Origin of the sequence: Dyella lipolytica (assembly GCF_030160075.1) — a bacterium.
Lineage (GTDB): Bacteria > Pseudomonadota > Gammaproteobacteria > Xanthomonadales > Rhodanobacteraceae > Dyella_B > Dyella_B lipolytica.
The window spans coordinates 66,049-90,821 of the sequence record NZ_BSNQ01000001.1; the positions used below are offsets into that span (position 1 = coordinate 66,049).

Annotated in this window: 24 protein-coding genes; 15 read left to right on the plus strand and 9 right to left on the minus strand. The window is 61.9% G+C overall.

Going from position 1 to position 24,773, the window contains the following annotated elements; genetic code table 11:
* Window positions 1-230: 230 nt before the first annotated feature.
* From QQL64_RS00290 to QQL64_RS00300, 3 genes are all read right to left on the minus strand, one after another.
* Window positions 231-995: a hypothetical protein gene (locus QQL64_RS00290; RefSeq protein ID WP_284394923.1), complete on the minus strand. Its 765-nt coding sequence runs from the start codon at window positions 993-995 to the stop codon at window positions 231-233.
* A 255-nt stretch (window positions 996-1,250) separates the two neighbouring features.
* Window positions 1,251-2,894, minus strand: a complete 1,644-nt coding sequence (gene groL / locus QQL64_RS00295; RefSeq protein WP_284394924.1) for a chaperonin GroEL — start codon at window positions 2,892-2,894, stop codon at window positions 1,251-1,253.
* A 56-nt stretch (window positions 2,895-2,950) separates the two neighbouring features.
* Window positions 2,951-3,244: a co-chaperone GroES gene (locus tag QQL64_RS00300; protein ID WP_284394926.1), complete on the minus strand. Its 294-nt coding sequence runs from the start codon at window positions 3,242-3,244 to the stop codon at window positions 2,951-2,953.
* Window positions 3,245-3,539: 295 nt separating this feature from the next.
* Between QQL64_RS00300 and QQL64_RS00305 the strand changes: the two genes are divergently transcribed.
* Window positions 3,540-4,205: a class II aldolase/adducin family protein gene (locus QQL64_RS00305; RefSeq protein WP_284394927.1), complete on the plus strand. Its 666-nt coding sequence runs from the start codon at window positions 3,540-3,542 to the stop codon at window positions 4,203-4,205.
* 5 nt (window positions 4,206-4,210) lie between these two features.
* Window positions 4,211-4,534, plus strand: a complete 324-nt coding sequence (gene cutA, locus QQL64_RS00310) for a divalent-cation tolerance protein CutA (RefSeq protein WP_284394932.1) — start codon at window positions 4,211-4,213, stop codon at window positions 4,532-4,534.
* Here the strand turns inward: cutA and QQL64_RS00315 are convergent.
* The 3 genes from QQL64_RS00315 to pdxR are packed head-to-tail and all read right to left on the minus strand — an operon-like array spanning window position 4,498 to window position 7,554.
* Entirely contained in the window at window positions 4,498-4,935 is a 438-nt protein-coding gene (locus QQL64_RS00315) for a cupin domain-containing protein (RefSeq protein ID WP_284394935.1), read from the minus strand. The genes cutA and QQL64_RS00315 overlap by 37 nt on opposite strands.
* 49 nt (window positions 4,936-4,984) lie before the next feature.
* Window positions 4,985-6,058 (minus strand): TlpA family protein disulfide reductase, encoded by a 1,074-nt coding sequence (locus QQL64_RS00320; RefSeq protein ID WP_284394936.1) that lies wholly within the window; start codon window positions 6,056-6,058, stop codon window positions 4,985-4,987.
* Window positions 6,059-6,102: 44 nt separating this feature from the next.
* Window positions 6,103-7,554, minus strand: a complete 1,452-nt coding sequence (gene pdxR, locus QQL64_RS00325; RefSeq protein ID WP_284394938.1) for a MocR-like pyridoxine biosynthesis transcription factor PdxR — start codon at window positions 7,552-7,554, stop codon at window positions 6,103-6,105.
* A 140-nt stretch (window positions 7,555-7,694) separates the two neighbouring features.
* Here pdxR and QQL64_RS00330 point away from each other — a divergent pair, with 140 nt between their 5' ends.
* The 11 genes from QQL64_RS00330 (at window position 7,695) to purH (ending at window position 18,976) form a co-directional block, all read left to right on the plus strand.
* Window positions 7,695-8,402 carry a glutathione binding-like protein gene (locus tag QQL64_RS00330; RefSeq protein ID WP_284394940.1) on the plus strand — a complete coding sequence of 236 codons (708 nt, stop codon included), beginning with the start codon at window positions 7,695-7,697 and terminating at the stop codon, window positions 8,400-8,402.
* An 81-nt stretch (window positions 8,403-8,483) separates the two neighbouring features.
* Window positions 8,484-9,398 (plus strand): DMT family transporter, encoded by a 915-nt coding sequence (locus tag QQL64_RS00335; RefSeq protein WP_284394941.1) that lies wholly within the window; start codon window positions 8,484-8,486, stop codon window positions 9,396-9,398.
* Between the two features lie 86 nt (window positions 9,399-9,484).
* A complete protein-coding gene (locus QQL64_RS00340) occupies window positions 9,485-11,650 on the plus strand; it encodes a protein-disulfide reductase DsbD family protein (RefSeq protein WP_284394942.1) in 2,166 nt (721 codons plus the stop codon).
* Between the two features lie 16 nt (window positions 11,651-11,666).
* Window positions 11,667-12,212 (plus strand): TlpA disulfide reductase family protein, encoded by a 546-nt coding sequence (locus tag QQL64_RS00345; RefSeq protein WP_284394944.1) that lies wholly within the window; start codon window positions 11,667-11,669, stop codon window positions 12,210-12,212.
* 147 nt (window positions 12,213-12,359) lie between these two features.
* Complete coding sequence (gene aroQ / locus QQL64_RS00350) at window positions 12,360-12,812, plus strand: type II 3-dehydroquinate dehydratase (RefSeq protein ID WP_284394946.1); 453 nt, start codon at window positions 12,360-12,362, stop codon at window positions 12,810-12,812.
* Window positions 12,813-12,897: 85 nt separating this feature from the next.
* Window positions 12,898-13,353, plus strand: coding sequence for an acetyl-CoA carboxylase biotin carboxyl carrier protein (gene accB, locus QQL64_RS00355; protein WP_284394950.1), 456 nt, complete (start codon window positions 12,898-12,900; stop codon window positions 13,351-13,353).
* 14 nt (window positions 13,354-13,367) lie between these two features.
* Window positions 13,368-14,741 carry an acetyl-CoA carboxylase biotin carboxylase subunit gene (gene accC / locus QQL64_RS00360; RefSeq protein ID WP_284394952.1) on the plus strand — a complete coding sequence of 458 codons (1,374 nt, stop codon included), beginning with the start codon at window positions 13,368-13,370 and terminating at the stop codon, window positions 14,739-14,741.
* 191 nt (window positions 14,742-14,932) lie between these two features.
* Complete coding sequence (gene prmA / locus QQL64_RS00365; protein WP_284394954.1) at window positions 14,933-15,829, plus strand: 50S ribosomal protein L11 methyltransferase; 897 nt, start codon at window positions 14,933-14,935, stop codon at window positions 15,827-15,829.
* 161 nt (window positions 15,830-15,990) lie between these two features.
* Window positions 15,991-16,785: a zinc-ribbon and DUF3426 domain-containing protein gene (locus QQL64_RS00370; protein ID WP_284394955.1), complete on the plus strand. Its 795-nt coding sequence runs from the start codon at window positions 15,991-15,993 to the stop codon at window positions 16,783-16,785.
* A 192-nt stretch (window positions 16,786-16,977) separates the two neighbouring features.
* Window positions 16,978-17,265 (plus strand): helix-turn-helix domain-containing protein, encoded by a 288-nt coding sequence (locus QQL64_RS00375; RefSeq protein WP_284394956.1) that lies wholly within the window; start codon window positions 16,978-16,980, stop codon window positions 17,263-17,265.
* Window positions 17,266-17,365: 100 nt separating this feature from the next.
* The gene (gene purH, locus QQL64_RS00380; RefSeq protein WP_284394957.1) at window positions 17,366-18,976 is read left to right on the plus strand and encodes a bifunctional phosphoribosylaminoimidazolecarboxamide formyltransferase/IMP cyclohydrolase; all 1,611 of its coding nucleotides are present in this window, start codon (window positions 17,366-17,368) and stop codon (window positions 18,974-18,976) included.
* Window positions 18,977-18,991: 15 nt separating this feature from the next.
* On the opposite strand, the gene QQL64_RS00385 is transcribed toward purH, so the two are convergent.
* On the minus strand, window positions 18,992-20,002 hold the full coding sequence (locus QQL64_RS00385) for a bile acid:sodium symporter family protein (protein ID WP_284394959.1): 1,011 nt from the start codon (window positions 20,000-20,002) through the stop codon (window positions 18,992-18,994).
* A 175-nt stretch (window positions 20,003-20,177) separates the two neighbouring features.
* Here QQL64_RS00385 and QQL64_RS00390 point away from each other — a divergent pair, with 175 nt between their 5' ends.
* Window positions 20,178-20,888 (plus strand): glutathione S-transferase, encoded by a 711-nt coding sequence (locus tag QQL64_RS00390; protein WP_284394961.1) that lies wholly within the window; start codon window positions 20,178-20,180, stop codon window positions 20,886-20,888.
* Window positions 20,889-20,897: 9 nt separating this feature from the next.
* Here QQL64_RS00390 and QQL64_RS00395 read toward each other — a convergent pair whose 3' ends face one another.
* Together QQL64_RS00395 and QQL64_RS00400 are read right to left on the minus strand one after the other, a co-directional pair.
* Window positions 20,898-21,329: an EamA family transporter gene (locus QQL64_RS00395; protein ID WP_284394964.1), complete on the minus strand. Its 432-nt coding sequence runs from the start codon at window positions 21,327-21,329 to the stop codon at window positions 20,898-20,900.
* Between the two features lie 31 nt (window positions 21,330-21,360).
* Entirely contained in the window at window positions 21,361-21,891 is a 531-nt protein-coding gene (locus QQL64_RS00400) for a DUF2782 domain-containing protein (RefSeq protein WP_284394965.1), read from the minus strand.
* A 91-nt stretch (window positions 21,892-21,982) separates the two neighbouring features.
* On the opposite strand from QQL64_RS00400, the gene polA reads away from it, so the two are divergent.
* Window positions 21,983-24,724, plus strand: coding sequence for a DNA polymerase I (polA, locus tag QQL64_RS00405; RefSeq protein ID WP_284394967.1), 2,742 nt, complete (start codon window positions 21,983-21,985; stop codon window positions 24,722-24,724).
* The last annotated feature ends 49 nt before the right edge of the window (window positions 24,725-24,773 follow it).

The window sequence follows — 24,773 nt, forward strand, 5'->3', positions numbered from 1 at the left end:
GTTCCCCCTCGGAAAGCGTGAATGTCAGTCGTGCCGACGTTTGCAGTTGGGCAAATACCCACCGCGCCTGGATACAGCATCAGCCTGCAATGAGCTTGCAGACGTTTGGCAGCATGTCGAGAAAATGCCCCCCGCACTTTCTCGGCGCCGCGAACCGGAACACATGTGATGCCCCATTCGCGGCAAACCATCCATGGCTTGCACAAACAACGTGTTTCCCGACAACTTGGTTAGTGCGAGATCTCGAGCGCGCAATCGCCGACGCCGCTGCTGCGGCAATGAAGATTGCGCACGAATACTGTCTGCGGCGCCATGGATGCGCCGAGCATGCCTTCCAGATATCCGCTGAAGAATTTGCAGCCCGAGCGCCCACCGGGTGAACACAGCGGGCTGTTCTGGATGAAAAGTTGCCGATCACGTTGATCGACCGTCACCAAGGTCCGCATCGCAGGCAAGGCGATTCGCTTGATGGTGTCGGGCAGGCCGAGTTTGCCGCCAATCTCGTAGTCGCGCTTGAAGACCCATAGCCCGGTGCGGCGTCCGGCCAGCAGCAGGGAGGCCTCGCGCGCCTCTGCCGCCACCTCGTGCTCCATGGCGAGCAACCACGGGAAAATTTTCGGGTAGTCGCGGGCCATCTGCGGCAACATGCTCTCCACCCGACGGACATCGGGCGCCGCATGGTTAGTCGATATTGACGACGCAGGGAATGGAGCGCGTGGTGTCGATGCGGGTGGCGCAGCAGCGAACGTCGCACCGCCTTCCTCGACCAGAGACGCCTCGAAGCTCAACACGCGATTATGCGTGGCGAGCTGTTCTTCCAATGCCAGTCGCGCTTCCGGCGAACCACGCGTGATCATCACCAGCCATGCGCCGTGGCTGTCCTGGTACACGCGTTGCCGTTGCAACGTGAAGCCGCTGGCAACTACCAGGCGACCCAACTCGACAAGCAACCCCTCGCGACGATCCGACAGGATCTTGACTTCCAGCTCGATCATTAGGCTCCCCCTGTAGTCGATGCTGGCAGATGAATTGTGAAAATTACGATGATTCCTTTCACACTCATAAAGTGTGATGCGCTTCGCAAAAAAAGCTCGGAATGTGAACCACCTCACATAAGCCACTGCGCTGGAAATACCTTGCAACGCGTGCCACAAGCAGCTCTTCGCCGAAGCGCGTGCTTCACCTCGCGATTAAAAAGAAAACCCCGCTTACGCGGGGTTTTCGTGTAGCACGTATTGCAGAATGGACGTTTAGAAGTCCATACCGCCCATGCCACCCATGCCGCCACCCGGGCCGCCATGGTTGTGCTCTTCCTTCTTCGGCAGCTCGGCCACCATCGCTTCGGTGGTGATCGCCAGGCCGGCAACGGAGGATGCGTACTGCAGTGCCGAACGGGTGACCTTGGTCGGATCCAGGATGCCCATTTCGACCATGTCGCCGAACTCGCCGGTGGCGGCGTTGTAACCGAAGTTACCCTTGCCTTCCTTGACCTGGTTGACGATCACGGACGGCTCGGCGCCGGCGTTGAACACGATCTCGCGCAGCGGAGCTTCCAGCGCACGACGGGTGATGGCGATACCCAGATCCTGCTCGTGGTTATCGCCCTTCAGGCCTTCGACAGCCTTCAGCGCGCGGATCAGCGCAACGCCACCGCCGGGCACCACGCCTTCTTCAACGGCTGCGCGCGTGGCGTGCAGGGCGTCTTCGACGCGGGCCTTCTTTTCCTTCATTTCGACTTCGGTGGCGGCACCGACCTTGATCACCGCAACGCCGCCGGCCAGCTTGGCCACGCGCTCTTGCAGCTTCTCGCGATCGTAGTCGGACGAGGTCTCTTCGATCTGCGCCTTGATCTGGCCGATGCGCGACTGGATGCGTGCGGCTTCACCGGCACCGTCGATGATCGTGGTGTTTTCCTTGGTGATGACGACGCGCTTGGCGCGGCCCAGATCGGTGATCGTGGCCTTCTCAAGCTGCAGACCCACTTCCTCGGAGATGACCTGGCCATTGGTGAGGATGGCGATGTCTTCCAGGATGGCCTTGCGACGGTCGCCGAAGCCCGGCGCCTTCACGGCGGCAACCTTGACGATGCCACGGATGGTGTTGACCACGAGGGTAGCCAGCGCTTCGCCTTCCACTTCTTCGGCGACGATCAGCAGCGGCTTGCCGGCCTTGGCGACAGCCTCGAGCACCGGCAGCATTTCGCGCACGTTCGAGATCTTCTTGTCGTGGATCAGGATGTAAGGATCATCCAGCTCGACCTGCTGCGACTGCTGGTTGTTGATGAAGTACGGCGACAGGTAGCCGCGGTCGAACTGCATGCCTTCGACGACGTCGAGTTCGTTCTCCAGACCCGAACCTTCTTCCACCGTGATCACGCCTTCCTTGCCGACCTTCTTCATCGCGGTGGCGATGATGTCGCCGATGGCGGAATCGGAGTTGGCGGAGATGGTGCCGACCTGGGCGATGGCCTTGTCGTCAGCGGTGGGCTTGGAGAGCTTCTTCAGCTCTTCGACAGCGGCGGTCACAGCCTTGTCGATACCGCGCTTCAGATCCATCGGGTTGATGCCGGCGGCAACAGCCTTCAGACCTTCGCGGATGAACGCTTGCGCCAGCACGGTGGCGGTGGTGGTGCCGTCGCCGGCGACGTCGGATGTCTTGGAAGCGACTTCCTTGACGATCTGCGCGCCCATGTTCTCGTAGGCATCGGCCAGTTCGATTTCCTTGGCGACGGAGACGCCGTCCTTGGTGATCGTCGGGGCGCCGAAGCTCTTCTGGAGCAAGACGTTACGACCCTTCGGGCCGAGGGTGACTTTGACGGCGTTCGCCAGGGTGTTCACACCCTTGAGAATGCGGGCGCGGGCGTCTTCGCCGAAGCGGACTTCTTTAGCTGCCATTTGCGTATTCCTTGAAATTCAATAGTTGGGATGCGAGGAGATGCGGGAGAGGCCGATCAGCCTTCGATCACCGCGACGATGTCGTCTTCCTTCAGGAAGACCAGCTCTTCGCCGTCGATCTTGATTTCCTGGCCGGCGTACTTGCCGAACAGCACGACTTCGCCGACCTTCAGGGACATCGGACGAACCTTGCCGTCTTCCAGGATGCGGCCTTCACCGGCAGCGATGACCTTGCCGCGGGTCTGCTTCTCGGTGGCGCTATCGGGAATGACGATACCGCCGGCGGAGACACGCTCCTCTTCCAGGCGCTTGACGATGACGCGATCGTGCAGCGGACGCAGTTTGCTCATGGGACGAACTCCAGCTATGGCTTGAGGTTAAGAAAGTTGGGACCCCGGTCCGGCCCTCGGGAGGCGCCTTGTTAGCACTCGGGATACGTGAGTGCCAATTTTAGCCGCCAAAAAAACCCCTGCAACAGGGGGCGGACGGGTCGTAGAGGCTGACATGGGGGAGCGGCGCGGGCTTTCAAGGGTTCGGCCGGCAGATCGGGGCCCGCGACCCTGAGAGCCGGCTTCCGGCCCTATCGACACCGGCGCCCGGAACGATAACGATGGCGTACTGCACCACCATCAAGGCGATAAGGCTGTGAGTACGGAACAGGCGCTACGCGAGGAAATCGTCGCCCACGGATTGAAACTGACGCCCTCCGGCTTGAGCCAGGGCACCTCGGGAAACCTGAGCATCCGGTATGGCAAAGGCTTCCTGATCACACCCAGCGGCACGCCCTACGAGCAGATTGCCCCGGCCGATGTCGTCCCCGTGGACATGGACGGCCGCCACGAACACCGGCTGCGCCCGTCGAGCGAATGGCGATTTCACCGCGACATCTATGCCGCCCGCCCCGACGTCCACGCCGTAGTTCATGCCCATCCGCCGTACAGCACCGCGCTGGCGATGTGCCGCATGGAGATCCCGGCAGCGCACTACATGATCGCGGTCAGCGGCGGTGATTCGATCCGCTGCGCAGGCTATTACACCTATGGCACGCAAGCGCTGTCGGATGCGGTCTTGCAGGCGCTCGAAGGACGCCTGGCCTGCCTGCTGGCCAATCACGGCATGATCGCGACCGGCGCCACCATGGAACAAGCGATGTGGCGAGCCATCGAAGTGGAAACGCTGGCCAGGCAATACACCTTGGCGCTGCAAATCGGCAAACCCGTGATGCTGCGCGATGACGAAGTCACGCAGGTACTGGAAAAGTTCGGCAACTATGGACTGATGTCGAAAAAAGAATCTTCCCCTTCGACCTAGCGCTCATGTCAGATCAGGTCCTACTTTGCTACTGCACTTGCCCCGACGCCGCCAGCGCGCAGAGTTTGGCCGAAACATTGGTGCGCGAAGCACTGGCGGCCTGCGTGAATCGCGTGCCCGGCATTCAATCGACCTATCGTTGGCAGGGCAAGATCGTCACGGAAGGCGAGGAACTACTGCTGATCAAGACCACCGCCGAACGTTTCGAAGCCATGAAGGCGCGCGTGCTGACACTGCACCCGTATGAGCTGCCGGAACTCATCGCTATTCCCGTGGAACGCGGCCATGCCGCTTACCTGGACTGGGTACGCGACAGCGTCGATGGCTGAAATGCCGTCGCATCGAGCGTAGTCAACGCCGCCTTCGATGTCGCAATAAAGACCACCAACATCGTTGCCGGCTCGGTAGTACTAGCGTTACCGGCCACCACATGATGTGCGCCGGCCGGCTCGAACCAGCTTTCGCCAGGACCGTAGACGTGCAACGGGCCGCCTGCGAGCTGACTGCGGATATGGCCCGTCAGTACGTAGACATAGATATCGCCGCCGTGCCGATGCGGCGGCGTGGATTGGCCCGGTGCATACCTCACCGTGACGGCACTCAACTGTTTTCCCACCGCCTGCGTGAGCGGCGCGGATAGCAGCGCGTGTTCTTCGGCAGCGAAGAGACAGGATGAAAAGCCGACTGCAGCGACGGCACACAATAAAGCAATAGCTGCCATACGATTCATAAGACAACATCTCCGCCGAAAGAACACATTGCAGCATTGAGGACATCGCTCAACGCGATGCCAACACCTTCAACTCGCCGCCCAGCTGCGGATCGACGCCCTCGATGCGACGCACGATTCGCCCCTGCGCATCGACTACCAACAACGTCGGAACGTGCATCACGCGGAAACTGCGGAAGAGCGTGCCGGATGCATCCAGCGCCAGCGGCATCGTCAGATGATGATCCTTCTGATACGCAAGCAGATCGTCCTTGCCGGCCCACAAACCGGAGGCGATACCAAGCCAACGTACATGTGTATCGCGCGACAGCGCGGCGACCTGTTCGCGCACCGCGCGACAGCTGGCAGCGAGCGCCGGGCGGCTGCCGGCCAGATATGTCTCGCACCACGGTGACAGGAATACCAGCACGGTAGGTTGATTTTTGCCGGTTTGGGATGGCAGATGGAACGCTTCGCCACTCAACGTCGGCACGGCGAGATCGGGCAGTCGATCGCCCACGTCGTAGTGAGGTTCCTCGCTGGGCATCGCCGCCAACGTGCCCGACGATGCCGTCGACGTGCGTGCCGCGAGCAAGGCGGCTTCGAGCTTCGCGTTCGCCTCATGCCCGATAAAAAGAATGCGTCCGTCACGCCCGATCACGACGTGCTGCGGTGTGACGCGCAAATGGAACGCCTCGCCGATGGAACCATCGTCGAACACGATCGGCATCTTCAGTCCCATATCGCGTCGATAGTTGCGTACATCTTGCACGGTGTCGTCGAAACCGACGTCGACGGCGATCACCGCCAGATCCGGACCTGCCTGCTCGTAAACCTGCTTCAAATGCGGCATCTGCTGGCGACAAGGCACGCACCAAGTCGCCCAGAATTCCAGATACACGGCTTTCTTGCCATACAAGCTGGCGAGGTCGATGGTTTGTCCATCGATCGTCTTGAGTACCAATCTTGGCGCCGTCGTACCGACCAGACCGCGCGCCGCCGCCTGCGCATGCTGATCACCTGTTTCAGCACGCAGGGATGCACTGAAAACGCCCAACAACATCAACGTAAGTAGAGCCACGACACGCACGACAATCTCCTTGGCTGTGACTCCTACATGCTCGCGATTCGGTACAGCTGCCATAAGGGCCACTTTGCGGTAAATGCAGGGGGCCACCGCACCACGAGCTACCGATCCAAAAGCCGGGCTAGTCGATAAATGCCCTCATCGATGCGTCCCACGTCGATCATGCCCAGACCAAACGCCACGCCGTTCGATGCAGAAGGGTCCAAGGCACAGCTGGTCAAGGCTTCCAGCCGGATGCCCGCCGTTGCCGCGCGAGTCGTCAGCTCTACGGCATCTACGGAACCGGACAGACTCACCGCCAGATGCAGACCGGCGTCCGAGGGGTGCACATGCCATCGTCCGTCGCCGTGCCGCTTCAGCGCATCGAGCAAGGCATCGCGCCGCTCTGCGTAGATCTTCCGCATGTGGCGCACATGGCGCACCAGATGACCCTCGGCGATGAACGCCGCAAGCGCGTCCTGTGCCATCACGTTGCCATGCCAATCCGTCTGATACTTCGCGTTCGCGAGCGCCACGCGCAGCCACGAGGGCACGACCGCATAGCCAATGCGCAACGCCGGAAACAGACATTTGGAAAACGTACCGATATAGCAAACGGTGCTATCGCGATCCAACGTCTGCAGCGCATCCAACGGCCTGCCGCTGTAACGAAATTCGCTGTCGTAATCGTCTTCGATGATCACCGCGCCTCGCGATCGGGCAAAGTCCAGCAATGCGATGCGTCGGCGCGGTGACATCACGACGCCGAGCGGAAATTGATGCGATGGCGTGACGTAGATGACATTCGCGTTATCGGGCAGCTTGTCCACGACCAGCCCTTCTTCGTCCACCGGCACACCAACCACGTGGGCACCGGCGGCTCTGAAGACTTCCTGCAACGGCGGATATCCCGGATCCTCCACCGCGAGCACGGTGCGACCGGGCGTTACCAGCACACGCGCCAACAAATCGAATGCCTGCTGCGCGCCATTGGTGACGATCACGTCATCCCGCTCGCACGCCACGGCTCGTGCAAACGAAATGTGGCTGGCGATGGCTTCGCGCAGCGCAGGACTGCCTTGCGGGTGGCCGTACAGCGGAGCCGCCTTGGAGAAGTTGCGCAATGCGCGTGCCGAGAGGCGTCGCCACACGTCGTAAGGAAACGGACGGCTATCGGGAATGCCAAGGCGAAAATCGTACGTAAACACGCCGAGCTGCATCGCCTCCGGCATGGCGTCGACCTGACGCCAGTACAGCGCCAGTCGACGTTCGTCACGATCCGCCGCTGTCTTCGTCGGAACGATCTGCCGCCGCGAGGCGAGATCGGCCACGAAATTGCCGGCACCGCGACGGGCCTCGATGTAGCCCTCGCTGAGCAACAAATCGTAGGCCGCCACGACGGTGTTACGAGATACGCCCAGGGCATCCGCCAATGCTCGCGTTGCCGGCAGCCGCAGGCCGGCCTTGAGCCGCCCATCCAGGATGGCCGCATGCAATTGGCCATGCAGCGCCGCCAGCCGTTGGCGGGAGCCGCGTTCGGGCAGATCCAGCGGGAACTCGAATGGGTGATCCATGCGTCGCTCTGCCGAAAACTGGACCTATAGATTTGCCCCAATGTGGTTCTTTTGCAAGACCAGAGCACACCCTAGGCTGTCATCAGCGCCAAGACAATGAAACCTTGGTACCCGACACACCGAATACGAGATGCCACGTCATGATCGACCTGTATTTCGCCGCCACCCCGAACGGCCTCAAGGCCAAGCTCTTTTTCGAAGAAGCGCAGCTTCCTTATCGCCTCATGCCGGTGAGCTTGAGCAAAGGCGAGCAATTTCAACCGGACTTCCTTGCCATTTCGCCGAACAACAAAATTCCAGCGATAGTCGACCATCAGCCACTGGGCGGCGGTGCGCCGGTGGCGTTGTTCGAATCGGGCGCGATTCTGCTCTATCTCGCCGAGAAGATCAGTCGCTTCATCCCGACCGAGATACACGGTCGCACCGAAGTACTGCAATGGCTGTTCTGGCAGATGTCGGGGCTTGGTCCGATGGCCGGACAAATCGGCCACTTCAATGTGTATGCGCCGGAGCAAGTGCCTTATGCGATCGAGCGCTACACGCGGGAAACTCATCGCTTGTACGGCGTGCTCGACCGCCGACTGGCCGATCGTTCCTTTATCGCAGGCGAGTTCTCGATTGCAGACATCGCTTGTTATCCGTGGATCGTGCCGCACGAAGCACATGGTCAGAATCTGGACGATTTTCCGAACCTGAAGCGCTGGTTCGATGCCATCGCCGCCCGCCCCGCCACCGTGCGCACGTACGAAGGCGTGGACAACGTATATGCGCCGAAGAAGCACTCACCCCTTTCCGAGGAAGAACGGCGCGTGCTGTTTGGGCAAGGCGCCAACCCCGTCACGCGTTGAACCGACGCCCCGAGACTGCTGACACGTTCTGACACCACACGAGATTATGTTGATTTACCCCATGCCAATGAGCTCATCGTCATGAAAAAGTCCGACATCGCCGCGCTGCTGTTGCTGGGTGCTATATGGGGCGCGTCGTTCCTCTTTATGCGCATGGGCGCCAACGAGTTCGGTGGCATGGCGCTGGCCGGTATGCGGGCGATTGGCGCGGCGATCTGCTCGATCCCTTTGCTCGCTTCGCGCGAACGTCTGGCGGAACTCAAGGCGAACTGGCTGGCTGTCTCCGTGATCGGCCTCGCCAATTCAGCGCTGCCGTTCGTGCTGTTTTCCTATGCGGCGCAGAGTCTGCCGGCCGGTCTGTCGGCGATCTTCGACGCGATCGCGCCTTTGCTTGTGGCCGCATCCGGCTGGTTGTGGCTGGGCGAGAAACTCGACGCGCCACGCACCAGCGGCCTGATCATCGGCCTCGCCGGCGTCGTGTGGTTGATCGGCGGAACCATGGGCTTTGGCCATGCCGGCACATCGACCGGTTGGGCGATGGCAGCCTGCGTCGGTGCCAACGTCTGCTACACCTTCGGCGCGCATTACAGCCATCGACGCATGCGGAGCATCTCGCCGCTGACGGTAGCCATCGGCAGTCAGGTGGCCGCCGCCGTGATGTTGCTTCCTTTCACGGTGTGGCTGTGGCCGGCAAGGATGCCGGGCACCCAGGCCTGGGTCGCCATGTTCGGTTTGGCGGCGGCCTGCACGACGCTCGCCTACGTGCTGTTCTATGGGCTGTTGGCGCGCATCGGCTCGGCGCGGGCGATGGCAGTGCTGTACCTCATCCCGGTGTTCGGCGTGCTATGGGGCGCGCTGTTCCTGAGCGAGGCGATTACGCTCGCGATGGCGGGTGGCTGTGTGGTCATCCTGCTGGGAATTGCACTGACGACTGGCATGCTGCGGCCCGGATCATCGACCCCAACCGAGCCCCTTGAACAACCGGAAAACGCATAAGAACGCATTTTTCGGGCCCCGACTGAAAGCTGAGTCATAATCTTCACTATTCGCGCCATGGCGCGATTCAAGATGTTGGAGTTCCAATGCGTTCGATCTTTCACGTCCGCGTAGCCACGCGCCTGTTGATCCTTGCCGCGCTACTACTTGGATCCGCCTTCTCCGCATTTGCGCAGGATGACAGCAACCTCCTGCCGGTCACCGAAGCCTACAAACTTACCGCCGACGCCAGCACGCCCGGCGTGGTGAAACTGCACTGGACGATTGCGCAGGACTATTACCTTTATCGCGGGCGCATGAACTTCAAGGGCGGCGACGGCGTCACCTTGGGCACGGCGCAGCTCCCCGATGGCGAGAAGCACGTCGATCAATACCTCGGCCCGGTCGAGACATATCACCACGGCGTGGACGCCACCATTCCCTACACGCTGGCGCCCGGCGCGGCGCGGCTTACGTTGAGCGTGCGCTATCAGGGTTGCCACGAAACCGATCCGAAGATCTGCTATCCGCCGCATACCGAGCAGCTGGATCTGCCGGTGCCCACGGCCTCCAACCCGACCAACAAGCTAAGTACGTTGCTCGACGCGGGTCCGCACATGGCACTGGCCGGCAGCAACGCGGCGGCGCTGCCTGCGGAGCAGGCGTTCCATTTCGATGCCATTGCCCAAGATCCGCACCACCTGTTGCTACGCTGGACGATGCCCGAGGGCTACTACCTCTATCGCGACCAGACCACGCTATCGCTAAAGGATGCGCCATCACTCTCGCTGACGCCGGCATGGCCGGCGGGCACGATGCATCGCGATGCACATTTCGGCAACACGACGGTGTACTTCGACGAGCTGACCTTGCCGGTGACGGTGAACGGCGACGTGTCTGCTCTGAAGTCGCTCGACCTCGTCGCCAGCTTTCAGGGGTGCCAGGACGGCGGCCTGTGTTATCCGCTGATGACGCGCGAAGCGAGCATCGCGTTGTCCGGTGGCAGTGCCGCTATAGGTGAGGTCACTCAAGACCCCGCTCCGCAAATGCCGCCGGCTGATGCCAAGAGCAGCTCGCCCCATGTGAGCCTTTGGTACGCGCTGTTGCTCGCCTTGGGCGGCGGCCTTGTGTTGAACCTGATGCCATGCGTATTGCCGGTGCTGTCGATCAAAGCAGTCAGCGTGCTGGAAAGCGGTGAGAATCCCGCGCGCCGTCGGTCGCACGCGGTGATGTACACCGCCGGCGTGCTGGTGAGCTTCGTCGCGTTAGGTTTGGCGATCATCGCCTTGAAGACCGCGTGGGGCGCGCAGCTGCAAAACCCACTGGTCGTAGCTGGTTTGTCGTTGGTCATGCTCGCTGTGGCTCTGTCGATGTCGGGTGTCGTGCAGTTCGGCGCATCGCTGGGCAACACCGGCAGCTCGCTGGCGAATCGCTCCGGCGCTGCCGGCGATTTCTTCACCGGCGTGCTTGCCGTAGTGGTAGCCAGTCCGTGCACTGCGCCGTTTATGGGCAGCGCGCTGGCCTACGCATTGGTCGCTCCGACGTTGAGCGCTATGTCGGTATTCGTGGCGCTGGGGTTGGGTCTGGCCTTGCCGTTTCTTGCCATCGGCTTTGTGCCGGCGCTGTCGCGCTGGTTGCCGCGGCCCGGTCGCTGGATGGAAACGCTGAAAGAGGTGCTGGCATTCCCGATGTATCTGACCGCCGTGTGGCTGGCATGGGTGCTTGCCCATCAGCGCGGCGCCGATGCCGTTGGCTTACTGTTAGTGGCCGCCGTGTTGTTAGCGATGACGCTGTGGTGGTTTGAACGCAGTCGCGGGCGCGGACCATTCGCTCATGTGCTGGTCGCATTGCTGGCGCTGATTACCGCAGTGCCTCTCTATTACCTCGCTACCCTGCCAGCTGCTGCACAGGTCGCTGGCAACATCGATGGCACCGTCGCGTATTCACCGGAAAAACTCGCCGAGCTGCGCCAGGCCGGCACGCCGGTGTTCGTGGACATGACCGCCGACTGGTGCGTGACCTGCAAGGCGAACGAGCATGCAGTGCTCGATGGCGAGGATTTCCAGGCCCTGCTCAAGCGCACCGGCACGGTCTATATGAAAGGCGATTGGACCGACGTGAACCCCACCATCTCCGCCTTCCTGCAGCAATATCATTCGCCGGGCGTACCTTTATATGTAGTGTTCCCGAAAGACGGTGGACCCGGGCGTCAGCTGCCGACGGTACTGACCTCCTCGCTGGTAGCGCAGGCGCTGACCGAGGCGGCGAAGTGACGGTTCGGGAAGAGGCATGCTGAGCCGAAGCAATGTGGTCATTCTTGGCCTGGCTGTCGCAGCCGCTGTCGCTGGCGGTTGGCTGCAGCACGAAAGCCAGGTGGCGCATGTGCCTGCGGGCGTCCATGTAGCGAACGTCGGCGATCTTTCCCCGGATCTGGCCCTGATTGATCTCAATGGCCGGGAACATCGGCTATCTGACTTCCACGGCAAGCGCGTCCTGCTCAACTTCTGGGCCAGCTGGTGCGTACCCTGCCTGGCCGAGATGCCGGTTTTAAATGCCGCGCAGCATAAGTTCGGCGATCAGGGGGCGATCGTGCTGGGTATAGCGATGGACGAGCCTGCCCGCGTGCATGCCTTCCTCACTGCCCACCCGATCGATTACCCGATCCTGATCGGCCAGCTGGCCTCCCCCAGCACCTCGCTGCGTTTCGGCGATATCGACGAGGTGCTTCCCTTTAGCGTGCTGCTGGACGGTAGTGGCCGCGTCATGGCGATTCACCGCGGGCCGCTCGACGCCGGTCAGCTGGCTAACTGGCTGTCGCCGACAACCGCGCCCTGATGCGGTTTCTAGTCAACATACGATCACGCACGGTTTGACGCGCACTTCTCCTTCAAACATCGCCGATCTGCGCCGAACTAGACAACATTCTCGGCAACGCGCACACTGCGCGGATTCCGGAGCAACCGGGGGCTGCCTGGGGCCTACATGGCGAAGCTGCTGGTCCTGCATGGACCCAACCTCAACCTGCTCGGCGCGCGCGAACCGGACATCTATGGCCGGGAGACGCTGGCCGATATCAACAACCGGCTGGCGCAGCGTGCGCAGGCCGTGGGGCATGAGCTGGCCTGGTACCAGTCCAATGCCGAGCACGAACTGATCGGTCGCATCCACCAGGCTCGCGACGAACAGATCGCCTTCATCCTGATCAACCCCGGCGCATTCACACACACCAGCGTGGCTTTGCGCGACGCCCTGGCCGCGGTGGCGATCCCGTTTATCGAGGTGCACATGAGCAACGTGCACGCCCGCGAGCCGTTCCGGCACCACTCCTACCTGTCGGACCTGGCGGTAGGCGTGATCTGCGGTTTCGGCAGCGACAGCTACCGCCTGGCACTGGATGCCGCGGCAGCCAAGCTCGAGGCGAAGCCTGCCGGCTAGGCCCACATACCGTTTCCTTTCACGTCATTCCATTCATTTTCAGGCCGCCAAACTGCGGCCCCCAGACCCTAAGAAGGCAAGCCCGATGGATCTGCGCAAGATCAAAAAACTGATCGACCTGCTCGAGGAGTCCAACCTCGCCGAACTGGAAATCAAAGAGGGCGAGGAAGTCGTCCGCCTGTCGCGCGTCCCCAAGGGTGGCGTTGCAGTCGCCGCTGCGCCCGTCATGCACGCACCGGCCCCGGTCGCTGCCGCACCGGTCGCCCAGGCCGCCACCGCAGAAGCTGCCGCCAACGCTCTCCCGGCCGGCCACGTGGTCAAGGCGCCGATGGTGGGCACGTTCTACGCCTCGTCCACGCCGGGCGCTCCGGCGTTCGTAAAGGTGGGCCAACAGGTGAAAGCCGGCGAGACGCTGGGCATCATCGAGGCGATGAAGATGTTCAATCAGATCGAAGCCGATGTCGCCGGCACCGTGCAAGCCATCCTGGTCGATAACGGCCAGCCGGTCGAATTCGATCAACCCATGTTCGTGATCGCCTGAGCGACCTGACGATTATGCAAAAGCTCGAAAAGGTCGTTATCGCCAACCGCGGCGAAATCGCGCTGCGTGTGCTGCGTGCCTGCCACAGTCTTGGCATCAAGACCGTGGCCGTGCACTCCACCGCAGATCGCAACCTCAAGCACGTGGGTCTGGCGGACGAAGCGATCTGCATCGGCCCCGCGCCATCGGTCGATAGTTATCTCAATATTCCGCGCATCATTGCAGCGGCCGAGATCACCGACGCGAATGCGATCCACCCCGGCTACGGCTTCCTGTCCGAGCGCGCGGATTTCGCCGAGCAAGTGGAGCAATCCGGCTTCATCTTTATCGGGCCGACGGCCAGCGTGATTCGCCTGATGGGCGACAAAGTCGAGGCGATCCGCGCGATGAAATCCGCCGGCGTGCCGTGCGTGCCCGGTTCGGGCGGTCCGCTCGGCGACAACATCGAAGAAAACGTGCGCATTGCACGCGAGATCGGTTACCCGGTGATCATCAAGGCTGCCGGCGGCGGCGGCGGTCGCGGCATGCGCGTGGTGCGCACCGAGGCGCATCTTGGCAACGCCGTCACCATGACCAAGCAGGAGGCCAAGGCGGCCTTCGGCAACGATCAGGTGTACATGGAGAAATTCCTGGAGAATCCGCGACACGTGGAAATCCAGGTGCTGGCCGACGGTCAGGGCAATGCCATCCATCTGGGCGAACGCGATTGCTCGATGCAGCGCCGCCATCAAAAGGTCGTCGAAGAAGCACCGGCGCCGGGCATCACGCCGGAACTGCGTGCACAGATCGGCAAGGTGTGCGTGGATGCCTGCTTGCGCATCGGCTATCGCGGCGCCGGCACGTTCGAGTTCCTGTTCGAAAACGGCCATTTCTACTTCATCGAAATGAACACGCGTATCCAGGTAGAGCATCCGGTGACGGAGTGGATCACCGGAGTGGATCTGGTGCGCGAACAACTGCTGATCGCGTCCGGCGAAAAACTGTCGATCAAGCAGGAAGACATCGTTATTCACGGTCATGCGATCGAATGTCGCATCAACGCCGAAGATCCCGACACCTTCATGCCCTCGCCCGGCACGGTGAAGCGCTTCGAAGCGCCGGGCGGACCCGGTGTGCGCGTAGACACGCACCTGTACGACGGCTACCGCATTCCACCGAACTACGATTCGATGATCGGCAAGCTGATCGTGCACGGCCCCGACCGTGAAACGGCGATTGCGCGCATGCGGCTGGCGCTCGCCGAGACGGTGATCGAAGGCGTGAAGTGCAATATCCCGCTACAGCAACGCATCATGGCCGACGTCGGTTTCCAGCAGGGTGGACAGAACATCCACTACCTGGAAAAGCGTATGGCGGAAAGCAAGGAACATCCGCATAGCGGTCATTGAGCATCGCTCTTTTGATTCTGCCTCCTCTCCCCTCCGGGGAGAGGATTGAGGTGAGGTGCCACGCTCGCGATTGAACTTCATCGAAGCATGCTTCGAGTGAACCGCATCGCAAGATTGTCCCCTCACCCTACCCTCTCCCCAAAGGGGAGAGGGACAATCATGGCAACCTTCCGCTTCATCACGGACCCACGATGCCCTGGCTCGAACTCTCCCTGATCGCCCGCGCCGAACAGCAACCCCGCGTGGAAGAAGCACTGGACGATCTCGGTGCGCTGTCGATCACGCTGCAGGACGCCGACGCCGAAACACCGGACGAACAGGCGATCTTCGAGCCCGGCGTCGGCGAGCTGCCGCTGTGGCCCACGATTACCTTGAACGCGCTATTCGATGCAGGCACCGATCGAAGGGGGCTTATCGAGGCCCTGAGCGAACTGCTGCCCTGGCTGGAACCCGACCAGCTCACCTTCCGCGACGTCGCCGACGAAGACTGGGAGCGCGCCTGGATGGACCAGTTCAAGCCGATGCCGTTCGGGCGTCGACTGTGGATCTATCCGTGGAACATCGAGCCGCCGGAAGATGACAGCGTGATCGTACGGCTGGATCCCGGCCTCGCCTTCGGCAGCGGCACCCATCCGACCACCGCGTTATGCCTGGAATGGCTGGACAGCCTCGACCTCGCCGGCAAGCGCGTGATCGACTTCGGTTGCGGTTCCGGCATCCTTGCCATCGCGGCACTCAAGCTGGGTGCCGCGGCGGCTGTGGGTGTGGACAACGACCCTCAGGCGTTGACGGCATCGGCAGACAACGCCGAACGCAACAACGTCGCGGATCGATTGGCCCTGTTTCTGCCCGAGGATTTCGCCGGCGAGCCGGCCGACGTCTTCGTCGCCAATATTCTCGCCGGCCCACTCGGCGAACTGGCTCCGACGTTTGCCGCAGCCGCGAAGCCCGGCGCACCCTTTGCGATTTCCGGCATCCTGCAAGGCCAGCAGGATGATCTGCTGGCACGTTATGCCGAATGGTTCGATGCGTTGCGCGTGGATACACGCGAAGATTGGGTACGCATCAGCGGCCATCGCCGCAACTAACTCCCTCTCCCCCATGGGGAGAGGGCTGGGGTGAGGGGACATTCTTGCGTTGATGGTGATTCGAAGTACGCTTCGATATAGATCAGCGCAAGCCCCGGCCCCTCACCTCAATCCTCTCCCCAACGGGGAGAGGAGGCGAACGCAAAGAGCCATCCTCACGCATGTATACGCAATGCCCTGAATGCCTGTCCGTGTTTTCAGTGGATGCGCGCACGCTCGCGCAAGCACATGGCTTTGTCATGTGCGGACATTGCGGCGCGGGCTTCGACTGCATCGGCACGCTGGCCGACCAGTTGCCGCCAGAACCGTTCACCGAATTGCCCTCGCACGAACCTGGCGTGGAACCGCCACGGGTCGACTTGGTAGTCTATCGACCACAGCCGAAAACCGCACAAGCTGCAGTTGCCAACCCGGTATCCGGGCCACATGACGATTTCGCAAATCTCATTGTTGCACCGCGCTTCGCGCGCGATCAGCGCATTGAAAGACCACGTCGCTGGCCGTGGACGATGGCCTGTGTATTGTTGCTGCTCGGCCTGGCCGCGCAGCTCGCATGGGCCTTGCGCGATACCTTGATTGCCGATGCGAACACGGGTCCTTTGCTGCAGCAGGCTTGCACGATATTGCGGTGCACATTGCCGCCGGTACGCGATGTGGACAAGCTGCATCTGCTGGCACGCGACGTGCAAACGCATCCCACCGTTCCCAATGCCTTGCTGATTAGCGCCACCCTGCGCAATGACGCGGCATTCACGCAACCCTGGCCGGTTGTCATGATTCGCTTGTCCGATGCCAATGGCAAAGTACTCGCCATGCGCCGCCTGAACCCATACGAATACCTCGATGACATCGAACAGTTACGACACGGCCTGGCGCCCGGTGCAAGCACCGCACTGATCTTCGAGGTGGAAGATCCGGGCCGACAAGCCGTCGCCTTTGACCTTGGATTTGAATAAGGCTCGCTTAGTGCCTGTCCGGCATAGGCTTATGCTTTTTCTTGTCGGCAGGCCCTTAATTTTGTCGCCAGTCGCGAGTACACTCGACCCCTCGCGCAAAAGAAAGCGCGACTGCCGACCCGCCGCGAATGCGGTAACTGCCATAAACATGGCGACGGCCCATGCAGCCGTTGCGTGAGTACGTGAGGGGAAATGTCCTTGAACGCCGTCAGACTGCCTGCCAACGAGGCTGTTCGTGAATCCTCGTCGCAGAGCGCACTGAGTGAATGCGTCAGCCGCACCGTGCGCCGCTACCTTGCGGACATCGGTGATACGTCGTGCGACGAAGGTTTGCATGCGCTGGTGATTCGCGAAGTCGAAGGTCCGTTGCTGCGTGAAGTACTGGCGTTCCACGACGGCAACCAGAGCCGCGCAGCAGTCGTGCTCGGCATCAATCGCGCCACGCTGCGCAAGAAGCTCGCGGCTCACGGATTGCTCTGAATCGTCTCGTCGTTTAGCCGTCCAAACGCGACTTGCACCCATCGCCGCAACCCCGCCGGGTCGCGCTATAATGCATGGCTTTACCGCTTCGGAAACCGCCATGTCCGCACCTGCCATCACCCCTATCCGCCGCGCCCTGATCAGCGTTTCGGACAAGACCGGGCTGGTCGAACTGGGGCGCCGCCTGGCTGCCGCAAAGGTCGAGCTACTTTCCACCGGCGGTAGCGCCAAAGCCCTGCGCGAAGCCGGTGTCGCGGTGAAAGATGTCAGTGAAATCACAGGCTTCCCGGAAATTATGGATGGCCGCGTGAAGACCCTGCACCCTAAGGTCCACGGCGGTCTGCTGGGCCGTCGCGGCACCGATGACGCCGTGATGGCCGAGCTGGGCATTGCGCCCATCGACCTACTGGTGCTGAATCTCTATCCGTTCGAGGCCACGGTGGCCAAGGCCGATTGCACGCTGGAACAGGCCATCGAGAACATCGATATCGGCGGACCGGCCATGCTGCGTTCTGCCGCGAAGAACTGGAACGACGTCGGCGTGCTCACCTCGCCCGACCAATACGAGGCAGCGCTCGCCGAGATCGAGCAGCATGGTGGTCTCAGCCGCGCGACACGCTTCAAACTCTCCGTCGCCGCGTTCAATCGCGTATCGAACTATGACGGTGCGATCAGCGACTATCTTTCGGGCCTGCAGCTCAACGATGCGCAGGACGCGATCGCCGGCCATGACACGTTCCCTGCGCAGGTCAACAGCCGCTTCGTGAAATTGATGGACCTGCGCTACGGCGAGAACCCGCATCAGCACGCCGCGTTCTACCGCGACCTGTATCCGGAACCCGGCACGCTGGCTACGTTTCGCCAGTTGCAGGGCAAAGAACTGTCGTTCAACAACATCGCCGATTCCGACGCTGCGTGGGAATGCGTGCGCAGCTTCACCAAGCCTGCTTGCGTGATCGTCAAACACGCCAATCCGTGCGGCGTGGCGGTGAGCCTGGATGGCATCGGCCGCGCTTACGACCTCGCGTATCAGACCGACCCCACGTCCGCCTTCGGCGGCATCATTGCCTTCAACCGCGAGGTGGACGCCGCCACGGCACGCGCCATCGTCGAACGTCAGTTCGTCGAAGTAGTGCTGGCACCCGGCTATGCGGATGACGCGCTGAAAGCGTTTGCCAAGAAGACCAACGTACGCGTGCTGCAGATTCCTGCACCGCCCCATGGCGACCTCGCACGCGCTCATCCGGGCAACGACTCGCGCCGCGTCGGTTCGGGCTTGCTGATCCAGACCGCCGACCGCGGCATGGTGACGGCAGACGATCTCAAAATCGTCACGCGTCGCGCACCGACCGAAGCGGAGATCCACGATCTGATTTTCGCCTGGAAAGTGGCCAAATACGTCAAAAGCAACGCCATCGTCTATGCCCGCGATCGCCAGACCATCGGCATCGGTGCCGGCCAGATGAGCCGCGTTTACAGCGCACGCATCGCCGGCATCAAGGCCGCCGATGAGAAACTGGAAGTGCGCGGCTCGGTGATGGCTTCCGATGCTTTCTTCCCGTTCCGCGACGGCATCGATGCCGCTGCCGTGGCGGGCATTCGCGCCGTGATCCAGCCGGGCGGTTCGATGCGCGATGCCGAAGTCATCGCCGCCGCCGACGAACACGACATGGCGATGGTGTTTACCGGCATGCGTCACTTCCGGCATTGATACCGGCCCCGCCGCTTAGTCGGCGGGGGCTTCCGTTGTTACTGGCACGTCGCGCTTCTTGACACCCGCGCGCTCCGCATAGCGGCGCGCCAGCACCGCGCATGTCATCAGTTGCATCTGATGAAACAGCATGAGCGGCAACACGATCATGCCCAGCGCATGCGCCGGGAACAGCACCTTCGCCATCGGCACGCCGCTGGCCAGGCTTTTCTTCGAGCCGCAGAACACGATGGTGATCTCATCCTCGCGATCGAAGCCCAGTGCGCGGGCGCCATAACGCGTCGCCAGCAACGCAATAGCGAGCAGTACTGCATTGACGATCAGCAGGCCGCCCATCACCGGCAATGGCAACTGCTTCCACAAACCTTGCAGAACCGCGGCACTGAAAGCGGTGTACACCACCAGCAGGATCGAACCTTGATCGATCAGCCCGACCAACGGACGATGACGCTGCACCCAACCGCCGATCCAGCGTTGCGCCACCTGCCCGGCCACGAACGGCACGAATAGCTGCAGCACGATATCGCCCACCGCATGCCATGACATCCCGCCCTGCCCGTGCACCTCTAGCAGCAACCCGACCACCAATGGCGTGATCACGATACCGATCAGGCTCGATGCCGATGCGGCGCAGACCGCCGCGGAGATATTGCCGTGTGCGATGGAGGTAAACGCGATCGATGACTGCACCGTCGACGGCAACGTACACAAAAACAAGATACCCGCGTAGAGCGCCGGCGTGACCAGCGGCGACAGTACGGGCTTCAGCAGCAGACCCAGTAGCGGAAACAGCACGAAGGTGCTCGCCAGCACGGTCAGATGCAGCCGCCAGTTGGTCAGCCCCGATATCACAGCCTCACGCGACAACTTTGCGCCATGCATGAAAAACAGCAGAGCGATGGCCATGTCGGTCAGTATTTCGAATACGTTCGCCGTGGTGCCACGGCAAGGCAGCAGGCTGGCTGCAATGACCGTCACGATCAGGCATAGCGTGAAGTTGTCCGGCAGGACACGGCGCAAGAACATAACTGGGAGACGCCTGGAGCCCGGCGACAGGCAGGGAGAGAGGTTGCCATTTCACCGTCTGCCCACGGATAAATCAAATCGTTTTAACGTATCTAACGATTCGCTATGCATATGAATATCAGGCTGGACCGTTACACGCCTTTCCAGCCGCGCTACGCCATTCGGAGGATCCGTCATGCGTTATGAGCTGTACTACTGGACCGGCATCCAGGGCCGCGGCGAATTCGTGCGTCTAGCGCTGGAGGATGCAGGTGCCGATTATGTCGATGTGGCACGCCAGCGCGGTGACAACGCGATGATGCCCTTCCTGCATGGCAAACACGACGGTGCGCTGCCGTTTGCACCACCCTTCCTCAAGGCAGGACGCCTGGTCATCGCACAGACAGCAACCATTCTTGCCTATCTCGGGCCACGTCTGGGTCTCGTTCCTGGGGGACAGTCCGCCGAGATCTACGCGCAGCAACTGCAACAGACCATCACCGATTTCGTGGTGGAAACCCACGACACGCATCATCCCATCGCGTCGAGCCAGTACTACGAGCAACAACGCGCAGCAGCGCGCAAACGTGCCAAGGCGTTTCGCGACGAACGCCTGCCCAAATTCCTCGACTACTTCGAAACTGTCATCGAACGCGGCAACGGGAGACAGGCGTTGAGTCGCCACTCGTATGTCGATCTGTCACTGTTCCAAGTCGTTAGCGGGCTCGATTACGCGTTTCCGCATGCGATGCGCCGCATGCAAAAGCGAATCCCGCGTTTGCGCGCACTGGCCGAACGCATCGCCGAACGTCCCAACATTGCCGCCTATCTGCAATCGCCTCGGCGCATCCCGTTCAACGAAGACGGCGTCTTCCGCCACTATCCCGAACTGGACCCGAAACGCTGAGTCCGCCGCCTAAAACAAAGCGATGACCAGCGATCCCGCCACGATCAGTACACCGCCCACCAGCATCGGCCAACTAGGCCGTTCGCCCAACACCACCAAGCCAAGCACGATGGCGATGGCCACGCTGAGCTTGTCGATCGGCGCTACCTTGCTGATCGGTCCCAGTTGCAGCGCGCGGTAGTAACACAGCCACGAAAGCCCGGTGGCAATGCCGGACAACACCAGAAACAGCCAGCTATGCCACGGCAAGCCCGAAGGCTTCGCCCACTCCGCACGCAAACTGAGAATGCCTGCGGTCACCGCAAGTATCACCAGCGTGCGGATAAACGTCGCGAGGTTGGAGTTGATGCCCGCGACGCCCAGCTTGCCGAACAGCGCCGTGAGTGCGGCAAAAAACGCCGACCCTAGGGCGAACAGTAGCCAGCTCTCGCGCAGATTCATGCACGCTCCAGGGCGAGGAAACGAAACGAACTCAGGACCCGTTGTCTTCCGACGACGAAGCCGTGGCCGGCTTGCTGGTACCCCATTGCATGATCCTGTACATCACCGGCTTCACCGGCGGCTGGCCGTGCGGATCGAGCATGTGGCCATCTGGGTCGACCGTATAGACCTGCTGCGGCCCGTGCTTCGGCGTGACCACCACCATGTAGACGTGACCGTTCTGGCGATATTCCTGGACCGTGTTTTCGCCTTCCTGGTGCACGGTCACTTCCGGCGGCGGCTGACCGTTGGCGTCGTGGCCTGACGGTGCACCCGGCATCTTCGGCATCGGGATCGGCTTGCTCGGCATGTGGCTCGGTTCGAGCTCGGCGGGCGTGGACGCCGGCGCCGCAGACGTGCTGGAGGAGATCGGCTGCCTCGAGGGATTCACTCCCGGATCGTTCATGCCCGGCGGAGGCGGCGCAGGCGCAAAATGCGGAGCCGCGGTGGACGAGGATGTCTGAGCAAAAGCCGGCGACGCGGCCAGGACAGCAAGAGCGAACAAGCAGGCAGCGTGTTTCATGACAAGCACCTCGATAGGGGATCGGATCATAACAGCGCGCGGCTCAGCCCCCGTGAACCGTCCCTTTAAGCCCCGTGCGAGAATGCCACCCATGCCAAACCTTACGCTGATAGACGGCTCCTCGTACCTTTACCGGGCCTTCCATGCGCTGCCGCCACTGAGCAACGCCAAGGGCGAACCCACCGGCGCCCTGTTCGGCGTGGTCAACATGCTGCGCACCACGCTCAAGGCCAAGCCCGATTACGTGGCCTTCGTCAGCGACGCCTCGGGGCCGACGTTCCGCAACGTGCTTTACGACAAGTACAAGGCAAACCGTCCGCCCATGCCCGACGAGCTGCGCGCGCAGATCGAACCGATGCTGGCGATCGTCAGTGCGCTGGGTTTCCCGATCCTTCGCGTGAGCGGCGTGGAAGCGGACGATGTGATCGGCACTCTCGCCACCGAGGCGCACAAACACGGCATCGACGTGCTGATTTCCACCGGCGACAAGGACCTCGCGCAGCTGGTGCGCCCCGGCATCACGCTGATCAACACGATGACCAACACCACGATGGACAGCGCCGGCGTGGTGGACAAATTCGGCGTGAAACCCGAACAGATCGTCGACTTCCTCAGCCTCACCGGCGACACCGTCGACAACGTGCCCGGCGTTACCAAGTGCGGCCCGAAAACCGCCGCGAAGTGGTTGGCCGAATACGGTTCGCTCGATGGCGTGATCGCCCATGCCGACCACATCGGCGGCAAGATCGGCGAGTATCTGCGCGAAGCGCTGCCGTCGCTGCCTTTGTCACGCGAGCTGGTCACCATCAAGACCGATGTGCCGCTGGATACCACGGTCAAGCAGCTCAACTTGCGCGACCGCGACACCGACGCGCTGCGCGAATTGTTCACCCGCTACGAATTCAAGGCTGCGCTCAAAGACCTGGACAACGCCGCCGCAGAGGCGCCGCCGCAAGCGAATGTCGCCAGTCCGGCTCCCGCCGCGCCTGCTCGCATCGAAACGTCACCGCCCGTGGAACTCAGCGGCCAGGGTCACTACGAGCTGGTCACTACGCAGGCACAATTCGACAATTGGATGTCGCGTCTGCAAAACGCTCCTTTGATCGCGTTCGATACGGAAACCACCAGTCTCGATGCGATGCGCGCGGATATCGTGGGCCTAAGTCTTTCCATTCAGCCCGGTCACGCTTGTTACATCCCGCTAGCGCACGATTATCCCGGCGCACCTGCGCAATTGCCGCGCGACCAGGTACTCGCCGCGCTCAAGCCGATACTGGAAGACACCCGCCGACCCAAAGTGGGACAACACGCCAAGTACGACATGAACATCCTGTCGCACTACGGCATCGCAGTGCAGGGTCTCAAGCACGACACCATGCTCGAATCGTACGTGTGGAACGCCACCGCCACGCGTCACGACATGGATTCGCTGGCGAAGAAATACCTCGACTACGACACCGTGAAATACGAAGAAGTCGCCGGCAAGGGTGCGAAGCAGATTTCGTTCTCGCAAGTGGACCTGGACACCGCCTGCCGCTACGCCGCCGAAGATGCCGATGTCACTCTGCGCTTGCATCACGCACTGTGGCCGTTGCTGGAAGGCGAGCCGAAGCTGCTGAAAGTCTACGAAGATATCGAGATACCGCTGGTTCCGGTGCTGGCTGCCATGGAGCAGCGTGGCGTGCTGATCGACGTCAACGAACTACGTATGCAGAGCCAGCAACTCGGCAAGCGCATGCATGAATTGCAGAAGGAAGCATGGCAATCGGCCGGTCGGGAATTCAACCTCGATTCGCCCAAGCAGCTGCAAGCGATTCTGTTCGACGAACTCGGCCTGCCGGCAAAACTGAAAACACCCACCGGGCAGCCCTCCACCAACGAGGAAGCGCTGGAAGCCATCGCCGACGATCACGCACTGCCGCGCCTGATTCTCGAATACCGCGGGCTGGCCAAGTTACGCTCGACGTATACCGAGAAGCTCGCCGAGATCGTCAATCCGCGCACGGGACGCGTGCATACCAGCTACCACCAGGGCGCGGTGGCCACGGGGCGCATCTCCTCCAACGATCCGAACTTGCAGAACATCCCCGTGCGCACCGAAGAAGGCCGGCGCATCCGCCAGGCCTTTATCGCGCCAAAGGGCTGGCTGGTGATGGCGGCGGACTACTCGCAGATCGAGCTGCGCATCATGGCGCACCTCTCCGGAGACGAGGGTCTGGTACGCGCGTTTCAGGAAGGCGGCGATATTCACCGCGCCACCGCGGCCGAAGTATTCGGTCTCGAACCCGAGGCGGTAACCAGCAACCAACGCCGCGCGGCCAAGGCGATCAACTTCGGCCTGATGTACGGCATGAGCGCCTTTGGCCTCGCTCGTCAGCTTGGCGTGGACCGCGGCGAAGCCAGCGACTACATGGCACGCTATTTCTCGCGCTATCCCGGTGTGCACGCCTTCATGGAAGCCACGCGCGAACGTGCGCACCGCGACGGTTATGTCGAAACCCTGTTCGGCCGCCGCCTGTATCTGGAGAACCTCAGCTCCCGCAATCAGGCCCTGCGCGCCGGTGCCGAACGCGCCGCCGTCAACGCGCCGATGCAGGGCACCGCCGCCGATATCATCAAGCGCGCCATGATCACCGTCGCCGCGTGGCTGAAGGATCGCGACGATGCCCACATGCTGATGCAGGTGCACGACGAACTGGTGTTCGAAGTTCGCGCCGATGCCGTCGACGAGGTGCGCGAAGCGGTCCGGGCACGCATGTCCGGCGCCGCGGAATTACGCGTGCCGCTGATCGTGGATGTGGGAGTGGGCCAAAATTGGGACGAGGCGCACTGACGGGATGGCTGATCTTGCCGGCTGAATACCTAGGCAAAGGATCGTCATC

Bases quoted from the DNA above. Each gene is read 5' to 3' on its own strand.
- QQL64_RS00290 (WP_284394923.1), bottom strand. From the start codon at position 995: ATGATCGAGCTGGAAGTCAAGATCCTGTCGGATCGTCGCGAGGGGTTG.
- groL (WP_284394924.1), bottom strand. From the start codon at position 2,894: ATGGCAGCTAAAGAAGTCCGCTTCGGCGAAGACGCCCGCGCCCGCATT.
- QQL64_RS00300 (WP_284394926.1), bottom strand. From the start codon at position 3,244: ATGAGCAAACTGCGTCCGCTGCACGATCGCGTCATCGTCAAGCGCCTG.
- cutA (WP_284394932.1), top strand. From the start codon at position 4,211: ATGTCAGATCAGGTCCTACTTTGCTACTGCACTTGCCCCGACGCCGCC.
- QQL64_RS00315 (WP_284394935.1), bottom strand. From the start codon at position 4,935: ATGAATCGTATGGCAGCTATTGCTTTATTGTGTGCCGTCGCTGCAGTC.
- QQL64_RS00320 (WP_284394936.1), bottom strand. From the start codon at position 6,058: ATGGCAGCTGTACCGAATCGCGAGCATGTAGGAGTCACAGCCAAGGAG.
- pdxR (WP_284394938.1), bottom strand. From the start codon at position 7,554: ATGGATCACCCATTCGAGTTCCCGCTGGATCTGCCCGAACGCGGCTCC.
- QQL64_RS00330 (WP_284394940.1), top strand. From the start codon at position 7,695: ATGATCGACCTGTATTTCGCCGCCACCCCGAACGGCCTCAAGGCCAAG.
- QQL64_RS00335 (WP_284394941.1), top strand. From the start codon at position 8,484: ATGAAAAAGTCCGACATCGCCGCGCTGCTGTTGCTGGGTGCTATATGG.
- QQL64_RS00340 (WP_284394942.1), top strand. From the start codon at position 9,485: ATGCGTTCGATCTTTCACGTCCGCGTAGCCACGCGCCTGTTGATCCTT.
- QQL64_RS00345 (WP_284394944.1), top strand. From the start codon at position 11,667: ATGCTGAGCCGAAGCAATGTGGTCATTCTTGGCCTGGCTGTCGCAGCC.
- aroQ (WP_284394946.1), top strand. From the start codon at position 12,360: ATGGCGAAGCTGCTGGTCCTGCATGGACCCAACCTCAACCTGCTCGGC.
- accB (WP_284394950.1), top strand. From the start codon at position 12,898: ATGGATCTGCGCAAGATCAAAAAACTGATCGACCTGCTCGAGGAGTCC.
- accC (WP_284394952.1), top strand. From the start codon at position 13,368: ATGCAAAAGCTCGAAAAGGTCGTTATCGCCAACCGCGGCGAAATCGCG.
- prmA (WP_284394954.1), top strand. From the start codon at position 14,933: ATGCCCTGGCTCGAACTCTCCCTGATCGCCCGCGCCGAACAGCAACCC.
- QQL64_RS00370 (WP_284394955.1), top strand. From the start codon at position 15,991: ATGTATACGCAATGCCCTGAATGCCTGTCCGTGTTTTCAGTGGATGCG.
- QQL64_RS00375 (WP_284394956.1), top strand. From the start codon at position 16,978: ATGTCCTTGAACGCCGTCAGACTGCCTGCCAACGAGGCTGTTCGTGAA.
- purH (WP_284394957.1), top strand. From the start codon at position 17,366: ATGTCCGCACCTGCCATCACCCCTATCCGCCGCGCCCTGATCAGCGTT.
- QQL64_RS00385 (WP_284394959.1), bottom strand. From the start codon at position 20,002: ATGTTCTTGCGCCGTGTCCTGCCGGACAACTTCACGCTATGCCTGATC.
- QQL64_RS00390 (WP_284394961.1), top strand. From the start codon at position 20,178: ATGCGTTATGAGCTGTACTACTGGACCGGCATCCAGGGCCGCGGCGAA.
- QQL64_RS00395 (WP_284394964.1), bottom strand. From the start codon at position 21,329: ATGAATCTGCGCGAGAGCTGGCTACTGTTCGCCCTAGGGTCGGCGTTT.
- QQL64_RS00400 (WP_284394965.1), bottom strand. From the start codon at position 21,891: ATGAAACACGCTGCCTGCTTGTTCGCTCTTGCTGTCCTGGCCGCGTCG.
- polA (WP_284394967.1), top strand. From the start codon at position 21,983: ATGCCAAACCTTACGCTGATAGACGGCTCCTCGTACCTTTACCGGGCC.